General features: G+C 43.7%; 23 protein-coding genes and 3 pseudogenes. 9 read left to right on the forward strand and 17 right to left on the reverse strand.

Annotated features, from left to right (window positions below; genetic code table 11):
• Positions 1–159: 159 nt before the first annotated feature.
• A complete protein-coding gene (gene napF, locus QTN95_RS17115) occupies positions 160–672 on the reverse strand; it encodes a ferredoxin-type protein NapF (protein WP_331418316.1) in 513 nt (170 codons plus the stop codon).
• Positions 669–1,241, reverse strand: coding sequence for a molecular chaperone (locus QTN95_RS17120; protein WP_331418317.1), 573 nt, complete (start codon positions 1,239–1,241; stop codon positions 669–671). Before QTN95_RS17120 ends, napF begins: the two co-directional genes overlap by 4 nt.
• Positions 1,242–1,434: 193 nt before the next feature.
• Between QTN95_RS17120 and QTN95_RS17125 the strand changes: the two genes are divergently transcribed.
• The 4 genes from QTN95_RS17125 (at position 1,435) to QTN95_RS17140 (ending at position 6,122) form a co-directional block, all read left to right on the forward strand.
• On the forward strand, positions 1,435–3,879 hold the full coding sequence (locus QTN95_RS17125; protein ID WP_138970957.1) for a DmsA/YnfE/YnfF family dimethyl sulfoxide reductase: 2,445 nt from the start codon (positions 1,435–1,437) through the stop codon (positions 3,877–3,879).
• A 12-nt stretch (positions 3,880–3,891) separates the two neighbouring features.
• Positions 3,892–4,512 (forward strand): DMSO/selenate family reductase complex B subunit, encoded by a 621-nt coding sequence (locus QTN95_RS17130; protein ID WP_331418319.1) that lies wholly within the window; start codon positions 3,892–3,894, stop codon positions 4,510–4,512.
• 1 nt (position 4,513) lies between these two features.
• The gene (locus QTN95_RS17135) at positions 4,514–5,359 is read left to right on the forward strand and encodes a dimethyl sulfoxide reductase anchor subunit family protein (protein ID WP_138970955.1); all 846 of its coding nucleotides are present in this window, start codon (positions 4,514–4,516) and stop codon (positions 5,357–5,359) included.
• A gap of 580 nt (positions 5,360–5,939) precedes the next feature.
• Positions 5,940–6,122, forward strand: a complete 183-nt coding sequence (locus QTN95_RS17140) for a hypothetical protein (RefSeq protein WP_331418321.1) — start codon at positions 5,940–5,942, stop codon at positions 6,120–6,122.
• A gap of 104 nt (positions 6,123–6,226) precedes the next feature.
• Here QTN95_RS17140 and QTN95_RS17145 read toward each other — a convergent pair whose 3' ends face one another.
• The 10 genes and pseudogenes from QTN95_RS17145 to QTN95_RS17190 form a co-directional block, all read right to left on the reverse strand.
• Positions 6,227–7,396 carry an MFS transporter gene (locus QTN95_RS17145; RefSeq protein ID WP_331418322.1) on the reverse strand — a complete coding sequence of 390 codons (1,170 nt, stop codon included), beginning with the start codon at positions 7,394–7,396 and terminating at the stop codon, positions 6,227–6,229.
• Positions 7,393–8,085 carry an aspartate/glutamate racemase family protein gene (locus QTN95_RS17150; protein ID WP_138970953.1) on the reverse strand — a complete coding sequence of 231 codons (693 nt, stop codon included), beginning with the start codon at positions 8,083–8,085 and terminating at the stop codon, positions 7,393–7,395. The genes QTN95_RS17145 and QTN95_RS17150 overlap by 4 nt, the downstream gene beginning before the upstream one ends.
• Positions 8,086–8,194: 109 nt before the next feature.
• On the reverse strand, positions 8,195–9,973 hold the full coding sequence (phaC, locus tag QTN95_RS17155; RefSeq protein ID WP_331418324.1) for a class I poly(R)-hydroxyalkanoic acid synthase: 1,779 nt from the start codon (positions 9,971–9,973) through the stop codon (positions 8,195–8,197).
• Positions 9,974–10,028: 55 nt separating this feature from the next.
• The gene (locus QTN95_RS17160) at positions 10,029–10,376 is read right to left on the reverse strand and encodes a phasin family protein (protein ID WP_138970951.1); all 348 of its coding nucleotides are present in this window, start codon (positions 10,374–10,376) and stop codon (positions 10,029–10,031) included.
• Between the two features lie 35 nt (positions 10,377–10,411).
• Positions 10,412–11,620 (reverse strand): acetyl-CoA C-acetyltransferase, encoded by a 1,209-nt coding sequence (locus QTN95_RS17165; protein WP_331418326.1) that lies wholly within the window; start codon positions 11,618–11,620, stop codon positions 10,412–10,414.
• Positions 11,621–11,632: 12 nt separating this feature from the next.
• Positions 11,633–12,373 carry an SDR family oxidoreductase gene (locus QTN95_RS17170; protein ID WP_331418327.1) on the reverse strand — a complete coding sequence of 247 codons (741 nt, stop codon included), beginning with the start codon at positions 12,371–12,373 and terminating at the stop codon, positions 11,633–11,635.
• 679 nt (positions 12,374–13,052) lie between these two features.
• Positions 13,053–13,298 (reverse strand): annotated as a pseudogene (locus QTN95_RS17175) (hypothetical protein); the annotation flags it as partial.
• A 79-nt stretch (positions 13,299–13,377) separates the two neighbouring features.
• Positions 13,378–13,593: a hypothetical protein gene (locus QTN95_RS17180; RefSeq protein ID WP_331418328.1), complete on the reverse strand. Its 216-nt coding sequence runs from the start codon at positions 13,591–13,593 to the stop codon at positions 13,378–13,380.
• A 1-nt stretch (position 13,594) separates the two neighbouring features.
• Complete coding sequence (locus QTN95_RS17185; protein ID WP_331418329.1) at positions 13,595–13,864, reverse strand: hypothetical protein; 270 nt, start codon at positions 13,862–13,864, stop codon at positions 13,595–13,597.
• Positions 13,861–14,163, reverse strand: a complete 303-nt coding sequence (locus QTN95_RS17190; protein WP_331418330.1) for a biotin/lipoyl-binding protein — start codon at positions 14,161–14,163, stop codon at positions 13,861–13,863. The genes QTN95_RS17185 and QTN95_RS17190 overlap by 4 nt, the downstream gene beginning before the upstream one ends.
• Positions 14,164–14,262: 99 nt before the next feature.
• Here QTN95_RS17190 and QTN95_RS17195 point away from each other — a divergent pair, with 99 nt between their 5' ends.
• Entirely contained in the window at positions 14,263–15,009 is a 747-nt protein-coding gene (locus QTN95_RS17195) for a TetR/AcrR family transcriptional regulator (RefSeq protein ID WP_331418331.1), read from the forward strand.
• 64 nt (positions 15,010–15,073) lie between these two features.
• Here the strand turns inward: QTN95_RS17195 and QTN95_RS17200 are convergent, their stop codons facing one another.
• Positions 15,074–16,243: a MerR family transcriptional regulator gene (locus tag QTN95_RS17200; protein ID WP_331418332.1), complete on the reverse strand. Its 1,170-nt coding sequence runs from the start codon at positions 16,241–16,243 to the stop codon at positions 15,074–15,076.
• 152 nt (positions 16,244–16,395) lie between these two features.
• The gene (locus QTN95_RS17205) at positions 16,396–17,391 is read right to left on the reverse strand and encodes a zinc transporter ZntB (protein ID WP_331418333.1); all 996 of its coding nucleotides are present in this window, start codon (positions 17,389–17,391) and stop codon (positions 16,396–16,398) included.
• A gap of 316 nt (positions 17,392–17,707) precedes the next feature.
• On the opposite strand from QTN95_RS17205, the gene maoP reads away from it, so the two are divergent.
• Both maoP and QTN95_RS17215 read left to right on the forward strand, forming a co-directional pair.
• The gene (gene maoP, locus QTN95_RS17210) at positions 17,708–18,058 is read left to right on the forward strand and encodes a DUF413 domain-containing protein (protein WP_331418334.1); all 351 of its coding nucleotides are present in this window, start codon (positions 17,708–17,710) and stop codon (positions 18,056–18,058) included.
• Positions 18,058–18,231 (forward strand): annotated as a pseudogene (locus QTN95_RS17215) (glutathione synthetase); the annotation flags it as partial. The gene maoP and the pseudogene QTN95_RS17215, both read left to right, overlap by 1 nt.
• Before the next feature lie 241 nt (positions 18,232–18,472).
• On the opposite strand, the gene QTN95_RS17220 reads toward QTN95_RS17215, so the two are convergent.
• Positions 18,473–18,979 (reverse strand): DUF3087 domain-containing protein, encoded by a 507-nt coding sequence (locus QTN95_RS17220; RefSeq protein ID WP_331418335.1) that lies wholly within the window; start codon positions 18,977–18,979, stop codon positions 18,473–18,475.
• 110 nt (positions 18,980–19,089) lie between these two features.
• On the reverse strand, positions 19,090–19,440 hold the full coding sequence (locus tag QTN95_RS21295; RefSeq protein WP_443088875.1) for a hypothetical protein: 351 nt from the start codon (positions 19,438–19,440) through the stop codon (positions 19,090–19,092).
• Positions 19,441–19,580: 140 nt separating this feature from the next.
• Between QTN95_RS21295 and QTN95_RS17230 the strand changes: the two genes are divergently transcribed.
• Positions 19,581–20,399 carry an N-acetyl-ornithine deacetylase gene (locus QTN95_RS17230; RefSeq protein WP_331418337.1) on the forward strand — a complete coding sequence of 273 codons (819 nt, stop codon included), beginning with the start codon at positions 19,581–19,583 and terminating at the stop codon, positions 20,397–20,399.
• 288 nt (positions 20,400–20,687) lie between these two features.
• The gene (locus QTN95_RS17235) at positions 20,688–21,227 is read left to right on the forward strand and encodes a DUF3332 family protein (protein ID WP_331418338.1); all 540 of its coding nucleotides are present in this window, start codon (positions 20,688–20,690) and stop codon (positions 21,225–21,227) included.
• Positions 21,228–21,394: 167 nt separating this feature from the next.
• Here the strand turns inward: QTN95_RS17235 and QTN95_RS17240 are convergent.
• Positions 21,395–21,540: pseudogene (locus QTN95_RS17240) on the reverse strand (IS4 family transposase); the annotation flags it as partial.

The following is a 21,540-nucleotide window of genomic DNA, read 5'->3' on the forward strand; positions in this document are numbered from 1 at the left end:
CTTGAGATGTTATAACGCTCAAGTTGGTGAGGCACTGGCAAATGTCAAAGCAATGAACAAAGTCATAGGACTAGGTATGCCTGTTAGAAGCTAACGGCTAGTCATATATGGCGTCGTTGATCTTCAAGCTGATTTGATCAACAACGCCCTTTTAGTCTTTTAATTGTTATACAACCCCATAGTAATCGCACCGATATAGCAACTGTTTCGGCATTGGCCGCAGCCGTTGCATACATCGTCTTTTATGTTTGGCAGTTCATCAGCCTCAATAGTGATAGCCGCTTGTGAACAAGAGCTCTCGCACAAACTGCATTCCGTTTGTAGATAGTTATTACAAATTTCTGCAAATTGGGGGCGCAAGTTGATTTCTACTGGAATAGAAGCATGCAAGGCGTCAGTAGGGCAGGCGCTAACACATTCTTCGCATAAGCTGCACTCATTGTAATCAAGGTTGAGCTGTGCCAAATTGGCGTTTAACTCAATAACGCCATTAGAACATGCAGACTGACACCTCCCACATCCATCACAGAGTCGTGAAAACAGAGCTTCATCTACAGCGTGAGGAGGTCTAGCTACTAAGCGAGGTGTCGTTTCCGGTTGATTCATCGATTCGACGGGTTTTCTCAATCTCGTAAGAAAACCACGTCGGCTATGATTTATAGGTTCACTCATTTCAAATATATACTTTTCTTCGTGACTTGAATTCCGAGCTGTTTAATAAGTTGCTGCAACCAAAGTAAAACATCACTACCTAAGTGTTGGTAAAAAGAATTTGGTGCTTTTTGTTGTAGTTGCTCAAGATAGATCGATCCCCATGGCATTAAATGTTCTCCAAGGAGTTCACAAGCTGCTTGGCTATTATCTTGCTCGATGAAGTAAGCACAAGCGAGTAGCATTAGACCGAATTGGTCTTCTGGCTCACGTTGGCCGGAGTTTAAAACGACACCGTTTTGCTGTAAAAACAGCCTGTATTGAACATTAGACTCGCCAAACAGCACCTTTTCCTTATCTAAGTAGACCGAACCCCACGGTGGTACGGGCATCGAACCAACCCCTTCAAAAAGCACACCGAAGTAGTGGTCAAACTGTTCGGCACTAAGCGATTTAAGTTGGTCAAGGGTTCGAGTGTTGAGCACGTCTTCAGCCACTAACGCGTCCACTATTTTGATAGTTTTTTCGATGGGTTGCTTTTGATAGAACAAACTACCCAAAAGTTTGATGTTATTGGTAATTGTTTTCATTTTCAGGTGCTTATCTAGTATTTGTTGAATCTGATTATTTCATGTTTTTTTGTGAAGTAGTCTAAACCTTTTTCTGTCGAAGGTTAAGTTTACACATGATTTGATTTGCATCAATAATGATGGACTTATCTATATAAGTGGTCGTGGCTTAGTACTAAAGTGTTAGGTGTTAGTAATGTTATGGTGTTTTATTATGACGAAGCAAAAACAACAATCTGATTTAATGAACCTCACCCGCCGTGGGTTTATTAAAGCGACCTCTGCTGTCGGTAGCACTGCGGCATTAGCCAGTAGTATTAGCCTACCTTTTAAATCGGGCTCAGCGAATGCTGCTGAACCTAAAGCTAATGACGAGAAAGTCGTATGGAGTGCATGTACGGTTAATTGTGGTTCTCGTTGCCCACTGCGTATGCATGTACAAAATGGAGAAATCAAATACGTTGAAACGGACGATACAGGAGATGACGAATTTGGCAATAGCCCTCAAGTAAGAGCTTGCCTACGTGGCCGCTCTATGCGTCGGCGCGTATATAACCCTGATCGCCTCAAGTACCCAATGAAACGTGTGGGCAAGCGTGGAGAAGGTAAATTTAAGCGCATTAGCTGGGAAGAAGCGTACGATGAAATTGCCGACACAATGAAGCGCTTGATCAAGGACTACGGTAATGATTCCATTTACCTGAACTACGGTACTGGCACTCTGGGCGGAACCGTAACAAAATCTTGGCCGCCCGCTTCTACTCTTGTTGCACGTTTAATGAATCTGTGTGGTGGTTACTTAAATCACTATGGTGACTACTCTACTGCGCAAATTGCTGAAGGTTTGCACCATACATACGGTGGTTGGGCGTTAAATAACTCATTTTCTGATTTGGCCAACACCAAACTGACCATTCAATTTGGTAATAACCCAGCTGAAACACGTATGTCTGGTGGTGGTCTGATTCACCATTACGTTGAAAGTAAGAATATTTCGAATGCAAAAACAATTGTCATTGACCCACGTTACACCGATACGGCTGGCGGTCGTGAAGACCAATGGATTCCAATTCGTCCTTCAACGGATGCCGCTTTAGTTGCAGGCTTAGCACACGTTTTAATTACTGAAGACTTGGTTGACCAAACATTCCTTGACAAATACTGTGTGGGCTACGATGAAAAAACCTTGCCAGCTTCAGCGCTTAAGAATAGTGATTACAAGTCTTACATTTTGGGGAAGGGTGAAGATGGTGTAGAGAAAACACCAGCGTGGGCATCAAAAATCACAGGTATTCCTGTAGATACGATTGTTAAGCTCGGTCGTGAAATGGGAGCTAGTAAACCTTGTGCTATCTACCAAGGTTGGGGCTTGCAGCGTACTTCAAATGGTGAACTAGCTTCCCGTGCAATTGCGATGTTATCTCTGTTAACTGGTTCTGTTGGTGTTCAAGGTGGTTCAACAGGTGCGCGTGAAAGTGGCCTGAGCATTCCGTTTGTTCGCTTTCCGACTGTACCTAATCCGGTGCCAACTTCGATCTCGATGTTTTTGTGGACAGATGCGATTCATCGTCACCACGAAATGACAGCTAAAACAGATGGTGTCCGTGGCGCTGAGCGTTTAGCAAACCCGATCAAGATGATTTGGAATTATGCTGGTAACTGTCTAATTAACCAACATGCTGAAATTAACCGTACGCACGATATCCTGCAAGATGATAAAGCCTGCGAAATGATTGTGGTTATTGATAACCATATGACATCTTCAGCCAAATATGCGGATATTATCCTGCCGGATTTGACTACGTCTGAACAAGATGACTGGGCGATGGATGCGTACGCGTCTAATGCTCCTTATTTTATCTTTGCTCAGAAAGCCATAGAACCTCAGTTTGAGGCAAAAGGTATCTATGAAATATGTTCTGAAATCGCAAAACGTATGGGAGTAGGCCAAGAGTTCACCGAGGGACGTACACAAGAAGAGTGGGTTGAGCATTTATATGCAGAAACTCGAAAACAAGATCCTTCCCTCCCTACTTTTGAAGAGATGAAAAAACTGGGTATCTATAAGCGACAATATGAACATGATTTTATTGCTTATGAAGACTTTCGTAAAGATCCTGAAGCAAACCCGTTAACAACGCCAAGTGGTAAGATTGAGATCTATTCTGAAACCTTAGCTAACATCGCAAAAGAGTGGGAGTTGAAAGAGGACGAAGTGATTCACCCGCTACCGATTTACGCCGATTCGATAGAAGGTCACAAGGATCCGTTGACTGCTAAATACCCACTACAGCTAACAGGTTTTCATTACAAAGCGCGTTGCCATTCAACATACGGCAATGTGGCTGAAATTAAAGCGGTCGCACGTCAGGAAGTGTGGATTAACCCAATTGATGCAGAAGAGCGTGGCATTAAAAATGGTGACATGGTAGCCATTTTCAATGATCGTGGTGAAGTTCATATTCCGGCTAAAGTTACACCACGTATTTTACCTCGCGTCGTTGCGCTTGGTGAGGGAGCTTGGTATTCACCAGATGGACAAAAAGTGGATCATGCAGGCTCAATCAACGTATTGACTACCCAGCGTCCTAGCCCGCTTGCTAAGGGAAACCCTCAGCACTCAAATTTGGTTCAAATCAAAGCAGTAAAGAAAGTGTAAGGTAGGTTTGAAATGAAACAATATGGCTTTTACATCGACTCAAGTAAATGCACAGGTTGTAAAACTTGCCAGCTTGCTTGTAAAGATTATCGCGATTTAGATATTAAGCGTAATTACCGTCGTGTTTATGAGTACACAGGTGGCGGTTTTGTACGAGACGGTGATACATGGATTCAAAAAGATGTGTTTTCTTATTACTTATCTATTGCTTGTAATCACTGTTCTAACCCAGCTTGTGTCAAAGTGTGCCCATCGGGTGCGATGCATAAGCGTACGGAAGATGGTTTAGTTGTTGTTGATGAAGAAGTGTGTATCGGGTGTCAGCATTGTGCTAATGCTTGCCCTTACGGCGCTCCTCAGTTTAACAAAGAAAAAGGCCATATGACGAAATGTGATGGTTGTTTTGAGCGAGTTTCGGGAGGTAAACAGCCGATGTGTGTCGAGTCATGTCCACTGCGTGCTTTAGAGTTCGGTGAAATTCATGTACTGCGTAAAAAGTATGGCTCTACAGCAGATGTAGCTCCTCTGCCATCTTCGAACTTAACTCTGCCAAACATAGTGATTAAGTTAAACAAAAATGCCAAACCGACTGGTGACACCAGTGGCTTCTTAGCAAACCCGAAGGAGATTTAAGATGATTTTTCATGAGTATTCTTTGATCTTTTTTACGGTATTGGCTCAAACAGCTGTGGGAGCGTACTTACTTGTTAGTGCTCGTGCTTTGGTTATGGGACACGATATCGATAAAATAAATAGCTACAAAATTCCTATGTTTTTTTTGTGGGCGATCATGGGGTTGGGGTTCTTATTCTCTCTGACACACTTAGGTTCGCCGTTACGAGCGTTTAACTCATTCAATCAACTGGGGTCTACTTGGTTATCTAACGAAGTGTTCTTCGGTGCTGCTTTTTTTGTTTTTGGTGGCTTTCAATGGTTACTCTCTATACTCAAAGTAGGTGGGACAGGAGTTCAAAAAGCGTTGATGGTTGTTGCTATGGTACTGGGCTGTATCTTTATGTATGCGATGGTTAACGTATATTTAATCGACACTGTTCCAACTTGGTTCAATGTTTACACACCATTAAGCTTTATGATAACAATGGTCGTTGGTGGTCTACTGCTATCTCAGTTTGTGATTGTCACTGCAAACGACAGCCACTTCGCAGTGGATCGTAATATCCTCATGCTGGCGTTTATTGCGGTTGCGATTAGCTTGGTTGTAACGGTAGGTAAAGCAAACCTTGTGGGTGATATTCAAACTTCGGTTGCAAAAGCTTCTGAGTTGGTTGACGGTTTAGCCGGTTATCTTGGTGTTCAAGTGGCGCTATTATTAGGAGGTTTGCTGATTTGGGCATTGCCTATGCTCAATCGTTCGGAGGTGACCCCATTAAACTTAGCTTTAGCACTGGTATTAGTATTAGCGTCTGAATTAATTGGTCGTGGGTTGTTCTACAGCTTACATATGACATCTGGATTGTAGTTAGTTTTCTTTCAATCCTATTTGAGATTAAAAATCCCTCGAAAAAGTTCGAGGGATTTTTATTTTCAGCCCTAAACCACCTACTTCAGTAGTTGGTTATCATTCAGTTCAGCTTTGCCTGTAAAACTACTCATGTTAAATGCTTCCTTGATTTTAAAATGACATACTGTGTTTCAGGCATACCAAGCCCCGTGAGCTTGTTCAATGCTTTGATCATTGCGTAAGCCTCACCAACCTGAGCGTTGTAATTTCTTAGACTTAGTTTCCCACCTAATACCAATCTGGAAAATTAACTGGTTAGGTTAACCCACTCCCTTTTGCACATCATTTGCACCCAAATCTGCGCTTTCCAAGAAGCAATTCCATGCTCTACATACCTTCTCGACAACATCGTTATAGTTCGTAAAACTTTGGTTGGCTAAATGCACGAGTTACCGAAAAATAAAGAGATTGGTAACTACTGCCAATCACTACAACCTTTGTCTAGTTCTCACCCCAAATTGATTTAGATCATTTTTCATTCAATCAATTGAGGTTATTTTGACATTGCGTTAACAGGAAAGTAACAAGGAAGATGCCAATGGAACTGAAACAAGACCCACGCTGCTACACAGATGTTTGCGTTAATGGAAAATGGTTTCACCATGACCACTGCACAACAACCGCATATATGCTCAAAGGCGGCGCTTCGTGTTCAATAGAACTCGAAAAAATGCCGGAAACCGAAAATGAACTTGTGGAACTTATTTCATCACAATTCTAATACTCAGAATCACTTTTCTATTCTCCTTTTCTTCTGAGTAACTGACAAAAATTCACTATATAAACAAGGCAGGTATCCCCCTGCCTTTCTCATTTAACGCTTAGTCAAGCCGCTAACTTACTTGTTTTGTAGGTATTAACGCCAAACACAACAATCACAGCTAACACAAATGGCAATACGTAGACATTCATCGTCCGCCAACCTACGGATGCCTCTAACCACCCTGACATTAAGGCCGTGATCGTCACACAGCTAAAGACAAAAAATTCGTTAAATGCCTGAGCTTTCGACTTATTGTGACTTTGGTAAGATTGACTAAACAATCCGGTTGCCGCAATAAACATAAAGTTCCAGCCGACACCTAAGAGAACCAGAGCCAAGCTGAAGTGCCAAATCGACTGACCATGTATATTGATGGCAATACATAGAATAAACAGTAAGCCGCCCGACAATATCATTCTTCTGGCACCAAAGCGTTCTATCAGACGGCCGGTAAAGAACGCAGGAACGAACATACCCAGAACGTGCCATTCGATCACGCCCGCCGCTTTATTAAAATCGAAGCCGCAACCAATCATAGCGAGTGGTGTCGCCGTCATCAGGATATTCATGACCGCATATGCCACCATTGCAGCGAACACAGACACCATAAAGTTGGGCGCTGTGATGATCGTCGCTAATGAGTCGACTTTGGTGACTTGCGTCGCTGACAGTGGCTTAGGGAACTGAATAGTTTGCAATAAGCAAAGCGCACAAATATTCAGGACAATCAGTGCCATAAATGCCCCAACATAAAGCCCATCGGAGGACCATTGCTGAGAGTAGATGGCCAAGTTTGGACCCAGTATGGCGGCCAACACGCCACCAGCCATTGAGATCGATATCGCACGATGCCTCGCACTTTCATCACACACTTCAATGGCTGCAAATCGGTACAGGGTGCCAAAACCGATCCCAATCCCCAACAAGAAAGTACCTGCGCAAAACAGAGAGAAAGCCTTTATAGACAAAGCATATGTCGCTAAGCTTGCTCCGCTAATACCGATGATATTACCAATGCTAAACCCTTTTCTACGCCCCAGCTTACCCATGATCAAAGAAGCTGGAATCGTCGCGCTCATCAAACCTAGAAATTGCACTGCGACAGGTAACGTAATCAGACTGCTATTGGGAGCCAGTGTTTTTCCTACCAATCCAATAACAGAAATCAAAAGGATATTACCAGTCATTAATAGCGCTTGGCACAGCGATAAAAGCCAAACGTTACGATTCATCGCAGTGCCTCTTTTACCGCAGCCTCAACGTGAATCATTACGGTATCGAACAACGGCACTCGCGTATCTGCCTGTTCAACCAGCAAACCAATCTCGGTACAACCAAGGATCACCCCTTGTGCTCCATCGGCATAGAGGTCGTCAATAATGGTGAGAAAGTCATCCTTGGAACGTTGACTGATCTGTCCTTGACAGAGTTCATCGTATATCACGGTATGAACGAGTTGACGCTGAACGCCATTTGGAACCACAACTTCAATACCATATTTATCGGTTAGACGTTGCTTATAGAAGCCCTGATCCATCGTATATGCTGTGCCTAATAGGCCAATTTTAGTGATTCCCTGCTCTGTTAACGCCTCACCAGTCGCATCCGCAATATGGAGAAGCGGGATGGAGATCGACTCTTCAACCTGCTGCGCCACTTTGTGCATGGTGTTGGTCGCGATAAGAACAAATTCTGCGCCCGCTCGTTCTAAAGACTGCGCCGCCTGACAGAGAATATCAGCATTGGCTTGCCAGTCGCCTGAGCGTTGTAGCGCTTCAATTTCAGCAAAGTCGACACTATTGAGTACCACTTTTGCCGAGTGCAAACCGCCTAACGCACTTTTTATACCTTGATTAAGCTGTTTGTAATACGTCACTGTCGACTCCCAGCTCATTCCGCCAATAATACCGATGGTTTTCATTCCGTTCCCTCTCCTAACCAGTTAAACCCACTAAAACAGATTGATGTAGAGAATACAAACAAAAAGCCTCTGGTGGTTAACCAGAGGCTTTAATCTTGCACTGAACAGACTAGTTGTCCGACGTGATCGGTAAGGTCTGTTTGACGTATTGTCCAGGCGCGGCTTCAATTGCAGGGAACTGTTCATTTCCTACCGTAAATGGCGCTACCTGTTCGTCTGGATTGAACGACAACAACCACTGGTGCCAATGCGTCCACCATGACCCCTCACTATGGGAAGCGTTTGACAACCACTCCTCTGCACTATCGTCCAGAGAATCGTTCGTCCAGTACCCATACTTCTCTTTGGCTGGATGGTTAACAATACCAGCAATATGACCCGATTCACCAAGCACAAAGGTTTTGTTTCCGCCAACGTTGAGCGCACCACGATAGGTGCCCTGCCACAATGCGATATGGTCTTCTTTGGTTGAAACGAAGTAACTTGGGATCTTGATTTTATTCAGGTCGATCCATACACCGCCAACTTTAACGCCTTTATCCGCCACCAACTTATTGTTGAGATATAGCTCTCTTAACATAAAGTTATGCGTATCCGCCGCGACGTTCGTGCTGTCACTGTTCCAATACAACAGATCAAAATCTACCGGGCTATTGCCTTTGAGATAATTATCTACGTAGTAATTCCAGTACAGGCTGTTTTCACGTAACAGGCTGAAAGTGACACTCAACGAGCGTCCATCCATGTAACCTTTGGCGTTATTCTGCACTTCGATTGCATTGATGATGGTATCGTTAATGTACGCCCCCACTTCACCAGGCTGCGAGAAATCGAGCAAGGTAGTGAAGAAGGACGCGCTCTTAATACGTTTCTTCATTCGCTTCGCGGCGTAGTAGGCAACCGTGCTCGCCAGAACCGTCCCGCCAATACAATAGCCTGCGGCGTTAATCTGTTCCTGACCGGTGATATCTTCAATGGCACTGACCGCTTTCACGACACCTTCAGTGACATAGTCGCCAAACTCGACATGCTGCTGAGACTTCCCGGGGTTACGCCATGAGATCATAAATACCGCGTGTCCCTGTTCCAGTAACCAGCGAACCATAGAGTTCTTTTCTCGCAGATCGAGGATGTAGTATTTATTGATAAAAGGCGGAACAATCAATAACGGTGTCGCGTTGACCGTTTCCGTCAAAGGGCGGTACTGAATCAGTTCAAACAATTCGTTGCGATACACGATGTCACCTTGGGTATTGGCAATATCCTCACCCAATCGGAACGCATTATTGTTGGTCATACGAATCTTGAGAATATCCGCACTCAACTCAACATCTTCTTTCAGTTGTTCCAAACCCGCTAATAAGTTCTCACCGTTTTGTTCTAGTGTCAGCTTAAGTAATTCTGGATTGGTCGCAATGTAATTACTCGGCGACAGTGCATTGATGGCTTGTCTAGAAAAAAAGCTAATGCGTTCTTTGCTTTTCTCATCTAGTCCTTCAATGCTGTTGATTGTCTCAAGATAGGTTTTGCTAAACAGTAGGTAAGACTGTTTGATGAAATTGAAAAAGATGTCTTTTTGCCACTCTTCGTTAGAGAAGCGCTTGTCACCTTTCTCTGCGCTGACGACGTCCTCAGTGTTGGCCGTAAGCGCGACATTTTGCCAAATCTGCAACTGCTGTTGCCACCACTCGGCCTGAATTTTAAGCAATGCCGCAGGTTGATTCGCCGCGCTTTCGAATAACTTGGCGGTATCTTCGAGGTTAACCTCTTGCATTGCTTTATTGAGTGGGGAGTTTGCGGCTGCCCTGCTCAACTCTAGATCTTCCCACCACTTTTGATTGGTTTCTTGGAGCTTAACAAGGTAGTCCGAAAAGAAGTTTTGTAACATATAACGACTCCTAAGATCGGAAAAGAGCCGCCTTTCGGCGGCAAAAAAGTCAGTGTTATGCAGGAGTCACTGTCTTAAGGTTTTCCGATGTCATTTGCTCAACATCGTCTTTGAACTCTTTCGCAATCGCCTGAAGCTTGTTGCTGTCGTCCATCATCTGTTGAGAAAGTTTGGTTAGTGCCGCTAGCTGTTGGCCACTAAAAGCGGTCAGTGACGTCGCATCTTTGATTTCACTGGCTGCTTTCATCTGAGCGAGACCCATATCGCTGTAAGTACGAATAGCGTTAAGCTGAAGCTCAGTGAGTACTTCAACATTCTTTGTCACTAGCTTGTTGAATTTTACGTATGGTTCCATTGTCTTTTCTGTTTGATCTGCAAACGTCTTGAAAAAATCTGTGTACATGGTTGGTACTCCTAAGTTAAGTCCATTTAATTGGGTTAGTTAATTGATTTGATAACAACAGCAGTCCCCATACCGCCGCCAACACAAAGTGAAGCGACACCGTATTGATTTCCACTGCGATTAAGTTCATGAATGAGTGAAACTAGAATTCTGTTTCCGGAGGCCCCGAGTGGATGACCAAGTGCTATTGCACCGCCATTAACATTGGCTTTATCAAGAATTGAGGAGACTGACACACCGTGCTTTTCAGCCAGTTGGTGAATCACACCCAGTGCCTGAGCAGCAAACGCTTCATTGAGCTCATAGACACCAATATCATCTGTAGTCAGTTGCGCTTTTTGCAATGCGAGGCTGACAGCTTCAACAGGGCCAAGTCCCATGATTTCGGGTTCAAGTCCAGACTGAGCATAGCTAACGACTTCAGCGATTGGTGTAAGCCCGTGCTCCTTCACCGCCGATTCACTTGCGACGATGATGGCACTGGCACCATCATTGATTCCTGACGCATTGCCTGCGGTAACTGTCCCTTCTTTATCAAACGCTGGACGCAGGTTTGACAAACCAGTCAGAGTCGCGTCAGGCTTTGGATATTCATCAGTATCGAACACGACGGTCTCACGACGTTTTTTAACATCAACCGAGACGATCTCTTGCTTAAACTTACCCGCCTCAATTGCAGACACCGCTTTTAACTGACTTGCCAATGCATATTCATCTTGCTGCTGACGGCTAATACCCACCAATTTGGCCACGTTTTCAGCCGTAACACCCATATGGTATTGGTTATAAACATCCGTCAGCCCGTCGTTAATCAGTAGGTCGGTCAGATTCATATTGCCCATTTTGTGGCCATCTCGAATACTTGATGGTGCTGTGAATGGGATTTGAGACATTACTTCTACACCAGCTGCTACCACGATATTTGCATCACCGGCTTTGATGTGGCTTGCGGCATCCATCACCGTCTTCATACCACTGCCACACACCATATTGAGTGAATAAGCAGGAACTTGATGCGGAATACCAGCGTAAATCGCAGCTTGTCGACCAACGCCCATACCTTGTCCGGCACTCACCACGTTGCCGACAATGACTTCATCGATCGCGTCAACCTTAACGCCACTGTCAGCAATCGCTGCTTTGATGGCAATTGACGCTAGATTGCCGGCAGAAATGTCTTTCAACGAGCCACCGAAAGCGCCGATCGGTGTGCGTTTTGCCGCTACAATAAATATTTTTTCCATCTAATCGTCCCTTTAATTCATGTATAAGCCGCCATTTACAGAGAGTGTTTCCCCTGTAATGTAGGCTCCAGCATCACTGACCAAATAAGAGACGGATTGTGCAATTTCGTGAGGCGTTGCAAGACGTCGCATCGGGATCTGCTCTTTAATTGATTCGAGCACTTCTGGACGCATATCTTCGACCATAGGAGTGCTGGTATAACCTGGTGCCACAACGTTAACCGTCACACCACTTCGAGCACCTTCCGCTGCAAGTGCTTTAGAAAAACCGATCATTCCGGCTTTAGCTGCAGAGTAGTTAGTTTGACCAAACTGTCCTTTAAGACCGTTGACTGAAGAGATGTTGATTACGCGACCATTCCCCTTTTCACACATCGCAGAAAATAGGGGCTGAGTAACATTGAAAACACTATTAAGGTTGGTTTCGATAACATCTCGCCACGCAGAAGGAGACATTTTTTTAAACAGACCATCTCGGGTGATCCCAGCATTATTGACGATCACGTCAATCGTTCCCTCTTCCTCAAGCAATTTAGCTAGTCGCTCAGCACATTGCTCGGTGTCTGTTACGTCAAGCTCAAACAATCGAACCTGATCTTGGTTAAATCCTTTTTCATTAAACCATCCCAACGCACACTCATAATTACCAGTATAGTAAGTGGCGATGACTCGGTAGCCATCCTCGACGAGTTGTGAGGAAATAGCAGAACCAATTCCGCCTTTCGATCCAGTGATCAAAGCGATCTTCTTCATTAAAAGACTCCATTCTTTACAGCAATTAATAACCCAAACAAATATTGAAAAGCTCTCGTAATATATTTGTCATTGCGACAAACATAGAATAAATAATCTAAGGCTTTTTACTTACATCTTATTAAACTAAGCTAATACCTAATTATTACACTTCAAATATTTTTTCACTTTTTATGCATAAAGGTGAACAAGGTCTCATATGGAATGAAATGTTATATCCTTGTTAACAATCGCTATCCAATTGATTAAACTAGACTTTAATTGAAATCCCATTCTGTCAATAACATCTATCTTGCTGTTTTTTCACGGTATATTAGTATTTACACTTATTTCATTAGTCTTCATCACTTGTTTAATGACAATGATTATCATGCAGTATAGTTTGAAAATGAGTAGTTAATTATCAGACTGTCAATATAGTCATTAGCATTAACAATAAGATTAATAATTGAGATGAAGATGACTTATTAAATGTAAGTTAATGATTAATTTAACAATCAACAAAAACAATATCGTCATACTTTAGTATAGTAAGGAATGATATTTTGTTTAATGATGTAATGACATTAATTTAATTCTATTCAATATCAATTTGTGTCAATTATCGACTATAGAAAGATAAAAAAGCCCGAAATTTCTTTCGGGCTGGCTTAAAACGAATCGAGGTTCAATCCATGAATTATCCAGCAGTGGAAGGTTTGATTCGGTAAAGAATGGCAAACAATACCGGTACGACAATAAGGGTCAGTACCGCCGCGAATCCAAGACCCGCCATAATCGTAATTGCCATTGAGCCATAAAATGCGTCAAACACCAAAGGAATCATTCCGCTCAGACTAAGTAAGCCAAGAAACGCCGTGAAACTAAAAGGCATATCCATCGCTAATAAGCCGATTGGTGTTCCGCCAAACGCCATCTGTAAGGTTTCAGAGACTTCTTGCTTAGAGATGCCAAGACGACGCGCCTTCGATTCATTGAACTGCGGTACTAATTCTTTAGTCCGTTCACGCCTGCGCATCAGCCAACTTTTGCCTTACCTTGGTATCATTGAGGACAGCGATTACCTGATCATTGAAGGTACGAAACTGACTCTCTGTAGCTTGAGCGACAGTGAATGTATCAACAACAAGTGGATTCAGTGGGCGATGTTCCGTTTCCGGCATACACGCGGTGAGTAAACTCAAAGATAAGCCAGCGGCAATCCAATTAATTCGATTCATCTCAAATACCGCCCTCTTTAGTCCATGCTTTTACTTGTTGGCCTGAGACTAGATTCTCGACACCCGCCTGCACAATCAGATCGGCCTGCTGAAGACCCGCGATAACATTGCCATTGACATCGAGTGTGACATCAACGGGGGTAATTACTTGCTGTTGAGGATCGAACTTGAAGAGTTGGCCATGTTGACCACTCTTACTAATCCAAGCGCTTGGTGAGATATCGACTTTAGCAAAGCGTTTTTCATTGAGCAGGCGAACCTGTGCCGTCATTCCAGGTAAGCCAGATCATACTCTGCGTTCTTCGCATCGTATGCCAGTTGGTAGTCGGTAGGATCGAGCCAAGCAAGAAGCTGTCCTTTCTTCACGACACTGCCCATTCTGACGTCCACTACCTCAACTTCACCGCTGACTTGAAACGACATAGATGCACGATCAGTCGCATCAATATTAGCGATAAAGCGATCGTAACGACTGTTTTGTAGATCAGGGATCTCAACGAGTTTTATTACACGAATGTGCAGTATATAAAGATTGTGTGGCAGATCAATATTTATTTTCCACTCGTACAATAAAATTCAGACATGTACTATGCTATTTATGCGCTTGATTGATGAAATCCCCACGCTTTTCTGGTAGAAAGAGAGCGTTTTTAGAAATTGACGGTAACTATGACTGAACGAAAGCAAGGCCGAAGAAGTGCCCAAGACGCAGAAAAAACCAAATGTGAGATCATGCGTGTCGCTACAGACCTATTTTGCGAACTGGGTTACGAGCGAGTATCACTGAGGAATATTAGTGATAAGGCGGGGGTATCTCATAGCCTCATCCGTCACCATTTCGGCAGCAAAGAACAGATATGGTACTCGATTAGTGATGGGCTCCATCGCTATATGGAAAGCTATATACAAACCATCATTAGCAACATGCCCAGCGATGTAAGTTCAAACATTAAGTTGTACCTATTCGCTGTGCGCTTGCTAGCGCATATGCTCGAATGCAAACAACCTATCCAGTTTATTGCTGACGCGGTTCGTCAAGAAGACGCGCTATTTGACTACTTTATTGATAATTCGGGCGAAATAGAAAGTCTCGTCAATCGTTTAGCTGAGCAATACAACCAAGAGCACCCGCAAAATCAGGTCAAAATCTGGGAAATTAAATGGCAGATGATTATGTTTGCACACAGTGCGGCGAGTTTGACGCCATTTATGAAAGAAACATGGTCCGACGAGACCAATGAATTACAAGTCTGTCTGCTCAACCACTGGCAGATATTTAACCGAATGATGGCATGTCGCTTTGAAGTACCTCAAGAAATAGTACTCAATCCGCAAACTCTGTCTGAACTGGTTTACGAGATCGAGTGCTCTGATAGCAGCCAATGTACCGATGAAGATTTTACTGAAGAAATGTAAACGGCGTCGATAGAACACATGATATAAGCCCTCACGCCAATATAGCTAAGAGGGCTTATTCGAGTCAGTTTTTGGCTAAAACGAACATGTGGTAGCCAAACTCATCTGCCAGTTCAGTACACAGTTTAACTTCTCGCTTAATGTCTTTTAGCGCCTGCGACTCTTCCATTTCCGCTTCCAATTCTGCGACTCGACGCTTTAACGGCGCATAGTAATTCAGCCATGCTTGTGCGCTTTGTGGGAAATGGTTGACCACCTTATAACCAGCCTGTTCAATTTGAACCAAGCGCGTCTCTATAGATTGAATGTCAGGATACTCTTGGCTCCAGAATTCCAACGCCTCATCACTAGGCTCAGCAGCACGCCAAACCATATCACTGATGACTAACAACCCATGTTCAGAAAGTAAAGGTCGCCAAGATTTGAGAGCCTTTTCTACTCCCATAATGTATGCGCTACCTTCTGACCAAATAAGATCAAAGCTTAGGTCATCAAAAGGCAAGTCGGTCATACTTGCACATACTGTTTCGAGGCGATGAGTGATCCCTTGCTGCGAAAAACGTTCGGTGAGTCGCGTTAACGCTGATTGCTCATTGTCGACCGCTACAATTTCCGCAGTACAAGCGTCCGCTAATACCTGAGTAGCTAAGCCCTTGCCACAACCGACCTCCAAGATCCGCTCAGGTGTAGAGGTCACTAACGAAAATGCTTTGGCTGTATCGACTTCACTGCCTGGACCCCAACGCTCAAGCGTCTCGAAAACTTTCATAAAGTCTGCCATATATACATCGTGTTCGTTCATATCTTTTGATAACCATTTAAGTCGCAACGCTTCTTTCTCGCTGAAACCTTGCTTAATTAACCATTCCAAATGAGCATCTGGAGCCAGTTTGTCTAACCCCGTATGCCAGCTTTTGCTCTCTTCTTCTCCGAGCAGTGCTGCGAGAAGATGGCGCGATTTCTGCTTCTGCTCAATTTCTATATCAAGAGCTTCAAGTCGGTTTCGTAATAATTGCCTGTCTACCTTGGCTTCAAGGCATACTTTGCACTCTTTTAGTGTCAGTCCCCCAGCCAATAATTGCTGGATCAAACGCACGCGTTGTAACTCCTTATCACCATACACACGGTAACCGTTAGATAAACGATGACTGGAGATCAGCTTTTGCTTTTCGTAATAAAGCAAGGCTGTGCGCGACAATCCAACAAGTGCTGCTAGCTCAGAAATTTTGTACACAAACTCTCTCCGCTCCTTCAATGGTCATGGAATATAAACTATAAAGTTATAGACAGGTCAATAACAGATCACTCGACCGCTTTACTTGCTGAGAGCCTCAAATTTGAAGGCTGATATGAGATTTGTGGTTTGGAGGATAGAAAAGACGCTGATTAAAGCCACTTTTTCCACGACAGAAACACTGCTAACAGAGCAGTTCCGCCAAAACATATCGCCACAACAATCCAAAAGCCCATGCTATTTTCGACACCAGGCATCCCGCCGACATTGATCCCCATTAATCCGGTAAAGAATCCCAGAGGCAAGAAAATAGCGGCAATCACCGTCAGGACATAGCTGCGATTGTTTAGCTGCTCAGAAATACGACTGAGCAATTCCTCTTGCGCCATAGAAGCACGCTCTTTTATCGTATCGATATCTTCGACATAGCGAATTTGTCGGTCGGCGATACTACGCAACGCAAGTCGGTCAACATCACTCAGCCATTCTAACTGTTCCACCGCAAGTCGGTTTAAAGCCTCTCTTTGCGGGGCAATATAACGTCGAATGCCGATACTTTGCTGTCTTAGACGAAGTAGCTGAGAACGAAGCTGCTTCGCATCACCATCTAATATGTTTTCCTCAACGCCTAACACGCTATCTTCTATGACGTTAATGGTATCGTTCATTCTCGCAACGATGCGGTCAGTCCATTCAATCAGCAACTCAGGGATGGTTGCAGGGCCAGCATTCTCATTAAGGTTGGCGACAATATCTTGTGTCGAAAGCAGCATTCTTTTTCTGCTACTGATTAAGATTTTGCCGTTCGTCCACAGCCGCACCGAGACCATATCTTCTGGATTGGAGCCAGGATTGAGATTCACACCTCTCAAGATGAGCAAGAGGTTATTTACCCGAGTCAGCACGTGCGGTCTGTTTTCACTGTTCAGCAAACCATCTACAGCTATCTCATTGAGTCCACTGCATCTTTTTATCCAGTCGCGCGCTTCTTGATGACTGTAATCAAAATGCAGCCACAAGCCACTTTCGGATTCATCCCACTGATTGACTTCTTGCCATGACAATTTTCGACTACCGCCATTGCCATCAAGTAACAACGCGTGAATTAAGCCCTCAGGTTCTTTGTCCGTCGTAACAAATCTCGACATTTTCTATTCCATTAATATCTATCATCGATAGCGAGTGAAACCACTAAGATTAACGCCATCTGTCGCGTTATTTACCGAAGTATATGTTTGCCTTGTACATCGATCCAACAGGAGATTTAACTAAACGCGAGAGTTGAGCCATTTGGCTCAGTTTAGTCTATTGTTTATTTGTTAATCGGGTAATTATGAAGGCGATAAAATCATGCAATTTAATCACAATGCATTGTTATAACGACAAAAATTATTTGTTGTTAACTTTGCCAAACTGCGAATATCTTTCGCATACCAATAACCCTACTTAATCGAGACGATTGCAATGTCTTTTCAAGAAATTCGACAAGGTAAAGCGCACTTCTATGACAATGTCCATTTCTCACGTGGATTTTCTAAATCTGGAGACTTCACTCTAGCTGAAGATCAGTTACTCACGTTTTATGGAAAAACGTTACTCGGACTCGAAAGTGGTGAGTTAACTCCAGAGAATCAAGCTGAATCTGATTTCCTAGACGTTATTCAAGGAAAGAAAGAGCCAACCACTAAGTTAGAGCGTACTTGGATGAAGTACATAAAACTTGCTCGTGGTAGAAAACGCTTCCATACATTAAACAGTAAACCAACAGTCTCTGATGATGACTATAACAGCTATGACCTAGTAGAGGACGACTAATGCACATTTGTTTCCTTATGTACCCGTGGGAACGCGTGTGCCCAGAAACCGATACCACTCTTCGCCTTGTTCACGAATGCGCAGCACGTGGACATACCGTGGCGATCACAACAACCAGTGGACTGACTATTCGAGACAGCACTGTGTATGGTTTCTGCAACGTAATTAAAAAGGTCAGAAGATCACGGATAATATCGGCAAGTGTAGTTTCCGCTATCACGATTTGCTCGATGAGCTTATGAATCGCGGTTGGTTAAAGAAACTCATTTTCTTACCCACTGTCATCAATCAAGATGATAGCAATACCACGCTAAACTATCTGATTGATTCTCTGGCTATCTAAGTTTATAGACAAGCGACTATTTAACAGATAAAGCGTCTGCTGTTCACTGACACTCAACGCACAGATGAGAGTTAAAACGACTTTAGGATCTCTGCGTGGTAGTTAGCAATATCTATCTCAACGCCAAACTCCTGCGCCCATTGTTCAAGCTCTATTTGCGCCGACTCTAGGCTATTGATCGTTATGGTATTGTCATCCAACTGCCATAACTGACGTGAACCATCATAGCTAAACTGAAGTGCCAGCATTGCCTGTGGATTGCCCTCCTTTGCCGCAGCTTTCAGTGCTCTACTCTTGCGATAGATATGATTTAACGCCTGTTTAAGCTCCCATACATAGACGACTTCATGCATCTTGGGATGAGTTTTAAACTTGAATAAAATGGTCACGACGAGTAGCGCACTAACCACAACGCCAAGCAGATTCCAATGGAAGTGAGAGCCTGATTCGGCAGGGAATAAATAAATTAATGTCTGTGATACCGCTAGGCTCGATAAGGCTAAAAAGGCGATGCATGAGACAATAACCACATTCAAACGTGAACGGTATAACTGCTTGTCGATTTGTTGTAGTTTCATCAATAGTCCATTGTGTTGCGTTTATTTACATGACGTCGAGAGACTTACGATTATACATTGTGAATAGAATCAAATAAGCGATATTTTGTTGCAAATGGTGTGCTAATCCGTCACCTGTGGCAACAAACAATGGTCGGCACTTTATGAACAGAAAGTGCCGAACCCATTCGCCGGCAATCACAGTCAGACAAGGTGAAGGCCGCCCCGGCGGGCCTAGTTTGTAATAACACCTTAGCCCTCTGTGGCGCTAACCCATCCAAGCTCTCTCGCCATCGCTCAATTTGTTCAATGACAGACTCCACACTCTCCTCGTATCTTGGATAAGGCGTACACTCACCTACCCCTTCAAGGCCTTGGTAACTAATGGTTACCCTCACCATGTGGCAATGCGTTCTGGCACCTCTCGAAATAACGAATGGCGTGGCGAGCTCAACAGTGTACGGTTCAGCATGTATCTTCATGAAATCACCCAACGCCGGACTGATCGCTTCTGCTGTTCCTACTACTCTCCCCTACGCTATCCTTTTGAACCTACTTCACTTTCATAATTTTGCTGGTATGCTGACGACGTTCAAGATATTTTTTTAACAAGGACGTAACAATGACTCAATCTACTGCCTTAGCCTATCAGTGGCATAGTGAGATTTTTGAGTGTCAAACTAACGATATTGATCGTTTTTACCATTTGTTGGAACAACAGATAAACCGCCTTGGTCTCTCCAAGAGCATACTAGGAACCTCAGGTGAATACCCTGTATGCCTGCTACAATCGTCACAACACATTACCACTAATCCTAACCTGATGATTAGTGCCGGGTTTCATGGCGAAGAGGCAGCCGGACCATGGGGATTAGTGCATTTTCTATCGAGTTTAGATCCGTATCTTTTCGCACAGGTGAATCTTAGCTTGCTGCCACTGGTCAATCCTACTGGCTTTGCCATTGGTCAACGATTTAATCAGCTTGGCGAAAACCCTAACCATGGATTTTACCTTGAAGATGGTACTCCGACGTCAGGGAGAGGAACATCCATCGAAGCAAAGATACTCATGAATCATACATCAACCCTGTTGTCCGCGAGTCGAGATGGAATACTGACCTGCCATGAAGATGTGTTATTGACAGACACCTACATCTATTCATTCGAACCACAGCAAATTCCGGGGCGTTTCAGCGAAAACTTAAGAGATACCCTCGGACAGTTCTTTGCTGTCGCAGCAGACGGGGAGATTGATGATTGTCCGGTTCAAAATGGTATTATTTTCAACCATTTTGACACCTCGTTTGAATCGTTCCTAGTGCAGCAAGGAAGCCACTTCGGCTGCTGTAGTGAAACGCCTGGTCAACAGAATATCGACCAGCGCATTTTGGCCAATGCCGCAATAATGACGGAGTTTGTTAACATCGTTAAACGCGTCTAGACATCATTGCCCTTTAGATATAACAGCGAGCCTATTGAGCTCGCTTTTTTCACCCTCTCGCCAATACGACCGCATAGCTGATACCTACTTGTTGATAACTTGCTAAGCAATGAAGTTTCTTGATGGTTCGTTTAAGAGACAAAATCACTGCAGCTGAATGTTTAAATTTTGGGACTGCTCGTGCAGTTTTGAAAATTGCTTCTAAATTATTGATGCGCATAACATATGCAACTCAATTTTCACGCTAAACTTGTTATTGATTCTTATCGAAAATAGTTAGAGGGATTTATGAAATCAACAATAGCGAAAGTAGTGGCGTTGTCGGCAGTAGCAATTAGCTTGTCCGGTTGTGTAGGCAGTAATGCGGTGACAGGAATATTGATGAAATTCAACGTTGAAGCGGTCGACAACCGCTATGCTAGGGGCGGACTCAATATGCTGCTAGCGCCAGTTTACGGTATCACGGTAGCAGCGGACTATTTAATCTTTAACTCTCTTGAGTTTTGGACTGGTAAGAACCCATTAAATGGCAAGCCGCACATTTTCGATACTAAGACTGAAACCATGATTGATATTAATGACAATCTTGATGATTCGTTAAAAGAAGCGCCTATCGCTCCAATTAGCCAATTCCGCACCATAGAACGTGGTCATATGCAGCCATTGGATTCGAATACCATTCAAATGGATATTACATACAATACCGGTGAGCGAGCGACTCTTATTGGGGTTAAAGAGGGCGAGAAAGTTTCTTACTTCATCGATGGAGAGTTAGTGGCTGAGACCAGCCTACAAGAGCTTGAAGACTATTTAGCAACTCAAGCCTAACGTGATGACCTCGGATATCTAGGCGTTTACGCTCTGGCATACATCCCCTCGTTGTTATCCAAAGCCACAGGCACTGCCTGTGGCTTTGTTTCGTCTATAGGGCTTTGTCTCTGAATTCAGCTTACGAGCGGACGCTAGCTAAATCGTACACCTTTTAAACGATAATCGTTCTCTTTAGTATCTGGGGTTCGCCAGACCACACCATCTACAGCATGAAGAGTTAAACCATGCCAATCTGGGTGTGGCGTTTTGTCATTCCATAATTTCTGCGTTTGAGTAAAAACGGACTTCATGACATCAGAACCTAGCCTTT

It is taken from the genome of Vibrio sp. M260112 (genome assembly GCF_036533775.1).
Taxonomy (GTDB): domain Bacteria; phylum Pseudomonadota; class Gammaproteobacteria; order Enterobacterales; family Vibrionaceae; genus Vibrio.

Excerpts from the sequence above, each read along its gene's own strand:
- QTN95_RS17140 (WP_331418321.1), top strand. The coding sequence starts at position 5,940 with ATGGAACTGAAACAAGACCCACGCTGCTACACAGATGTTTGCGTTAAT.
- QTN95_RS17125 (WP_138970957.1), top strand. The coding sequence starts at position 1,435 with ATGACGAAGCAAAAACAACAATCTGATTTAATGAACCTCACCCGCCGT.
- QTN95_RS17230 (WP_331418337.1), top strand. The coding sequence starts at position 19,581 with ATGACTCAATCTACTGCCTTAGCCTATCAGTGGCATAGTGAGATTTTT.
- maoP (WP_331418334.1), top strand. The coding sequence starts at position 17,708 with ATGTCTTTTCAAGAAATTCGACAAGGTAAAGCGCACTTCTATGACAAT.
- QTN95_RS17220 (WP_331418335.1), bottom strand. The coding sequence starts at position 18,979 with ATGAAACTACAACAAATCGACAAGCAGTTATACCGTTCACGTTTGAAT.
- QTN95_RS17120 (WP_331418317.1), bottom strand. The coding sequence starts at position 1,241 with ATGAAAACAATTACCAATAACATCAAACTTTTGGGTAGTTTGTTCTAT.
- QTN95_RS17160 (WP_138970951.1), bottom strand. The coding sequence starts at position 10,376 with ATGTACACAGATTTTTTCAAGACGTTTGCAGATCAAACAGAAAAGACA.
- QTN95_RS17130 (WP_331418319.1), top strand. The coding sequence starts at position 3,892 with ATGAAACAATATGGCTTTTACATCGACTCAAGTAAATGCACAGGTTGT.
- QTN95_RS17235 (WP_331418338.1), top strand. The coding sequence starts at position 20,688 with ATGAAATCAACAATAGCGAAAGTAGTGGCGTTGTCGGCAGTAGCAATT.
- QTN95_RS17170 (WP_331418327.1), bottom strand. The coding sequence starts at position 12,373 with ATGAAGAAGATCGCTTTGATCACTGGATCGAAAGGCGGAATTGGTTCT.
- QTN95_RS17135 (WP_138970955.1), top strand. The coding sequence starts at position 4,514 with ATGATTTTTCATGAGTATTCTTTGATCTTTTTTACGGTATTGGCTCAA.
- QTN95_RS17150 (WP_138970953.1), bottom strand. The coding sequence starts at position 8,085 with ATGAAAACCATCGGTATTATTGGCGGAATGAGCTGGGAGTCGACAGTG.
- QTN95_RS17165 (WP_331418326.1), bottom strand. The coding sequence starts at position 11,620 with ATGGAAAAAATATTTATTGTAGCGGCAAAACGCACACCGATCGGCGCT.
- phaC (WP_331418324.1), bottom strand. The coding sequence starts at position 9,973 with ATGTTACAAAACTTCTTTTCGGACTACCTTGTTAAGCTCCAAGAAACC.
- QTN95_RS17185 (WP_331418329.1), bottom strand. The coding sequence starts at position 13,864 with ATGACGGCACAGGTTCGCCTGCTCAATGAAAAACGCTTTGCTAAAGTC.
- napF (WP_331418316.1), bottom strand. The coding sequence starts at position 672 with ATGAGTGAACCTATAAATCATAGCCGACGTGGTTTTCTTACGAGATTG.
- QTN95_RS17145 (WP_331418322.1), bottom strand. The coding sequence starts at position 7,396 with ATGAATCGTAACGTTTGGCTTTTATCGCTGTGCCAAGCGCTATTAATG.
- QTN95_RS21295 (WP_443088875.1), bottom strand. The coding sequence starts at position 19,440 with ATGAAGATACATGCTGAACCGTACACTGTTGAGCTCGCCACGCCATTC.
- QTN95_RS17195 (WP_331418331.1), top strand. The coding sequence starts at position 14,263 with ATGACTGAACGAAAGCAAGGCCGAAGAAGTGCCCAAGACGCAGAAAAA.
- QTN95_RS17205 (WP_331418333.1), bottom strand. The coding sequence starts at position 17,391 with ATGTCGAGATTTGTTACGACGGACAAAGAACCTGAGGGCTTAATTCAC.
- QTN95_RS17180 (WP_331418328.1), bottom strand. The coding sequence starts at position 13,593 with ATGAATCGAATTAATTGGATTGCCGCTGGCTTATCTTTGAGTTTACTC.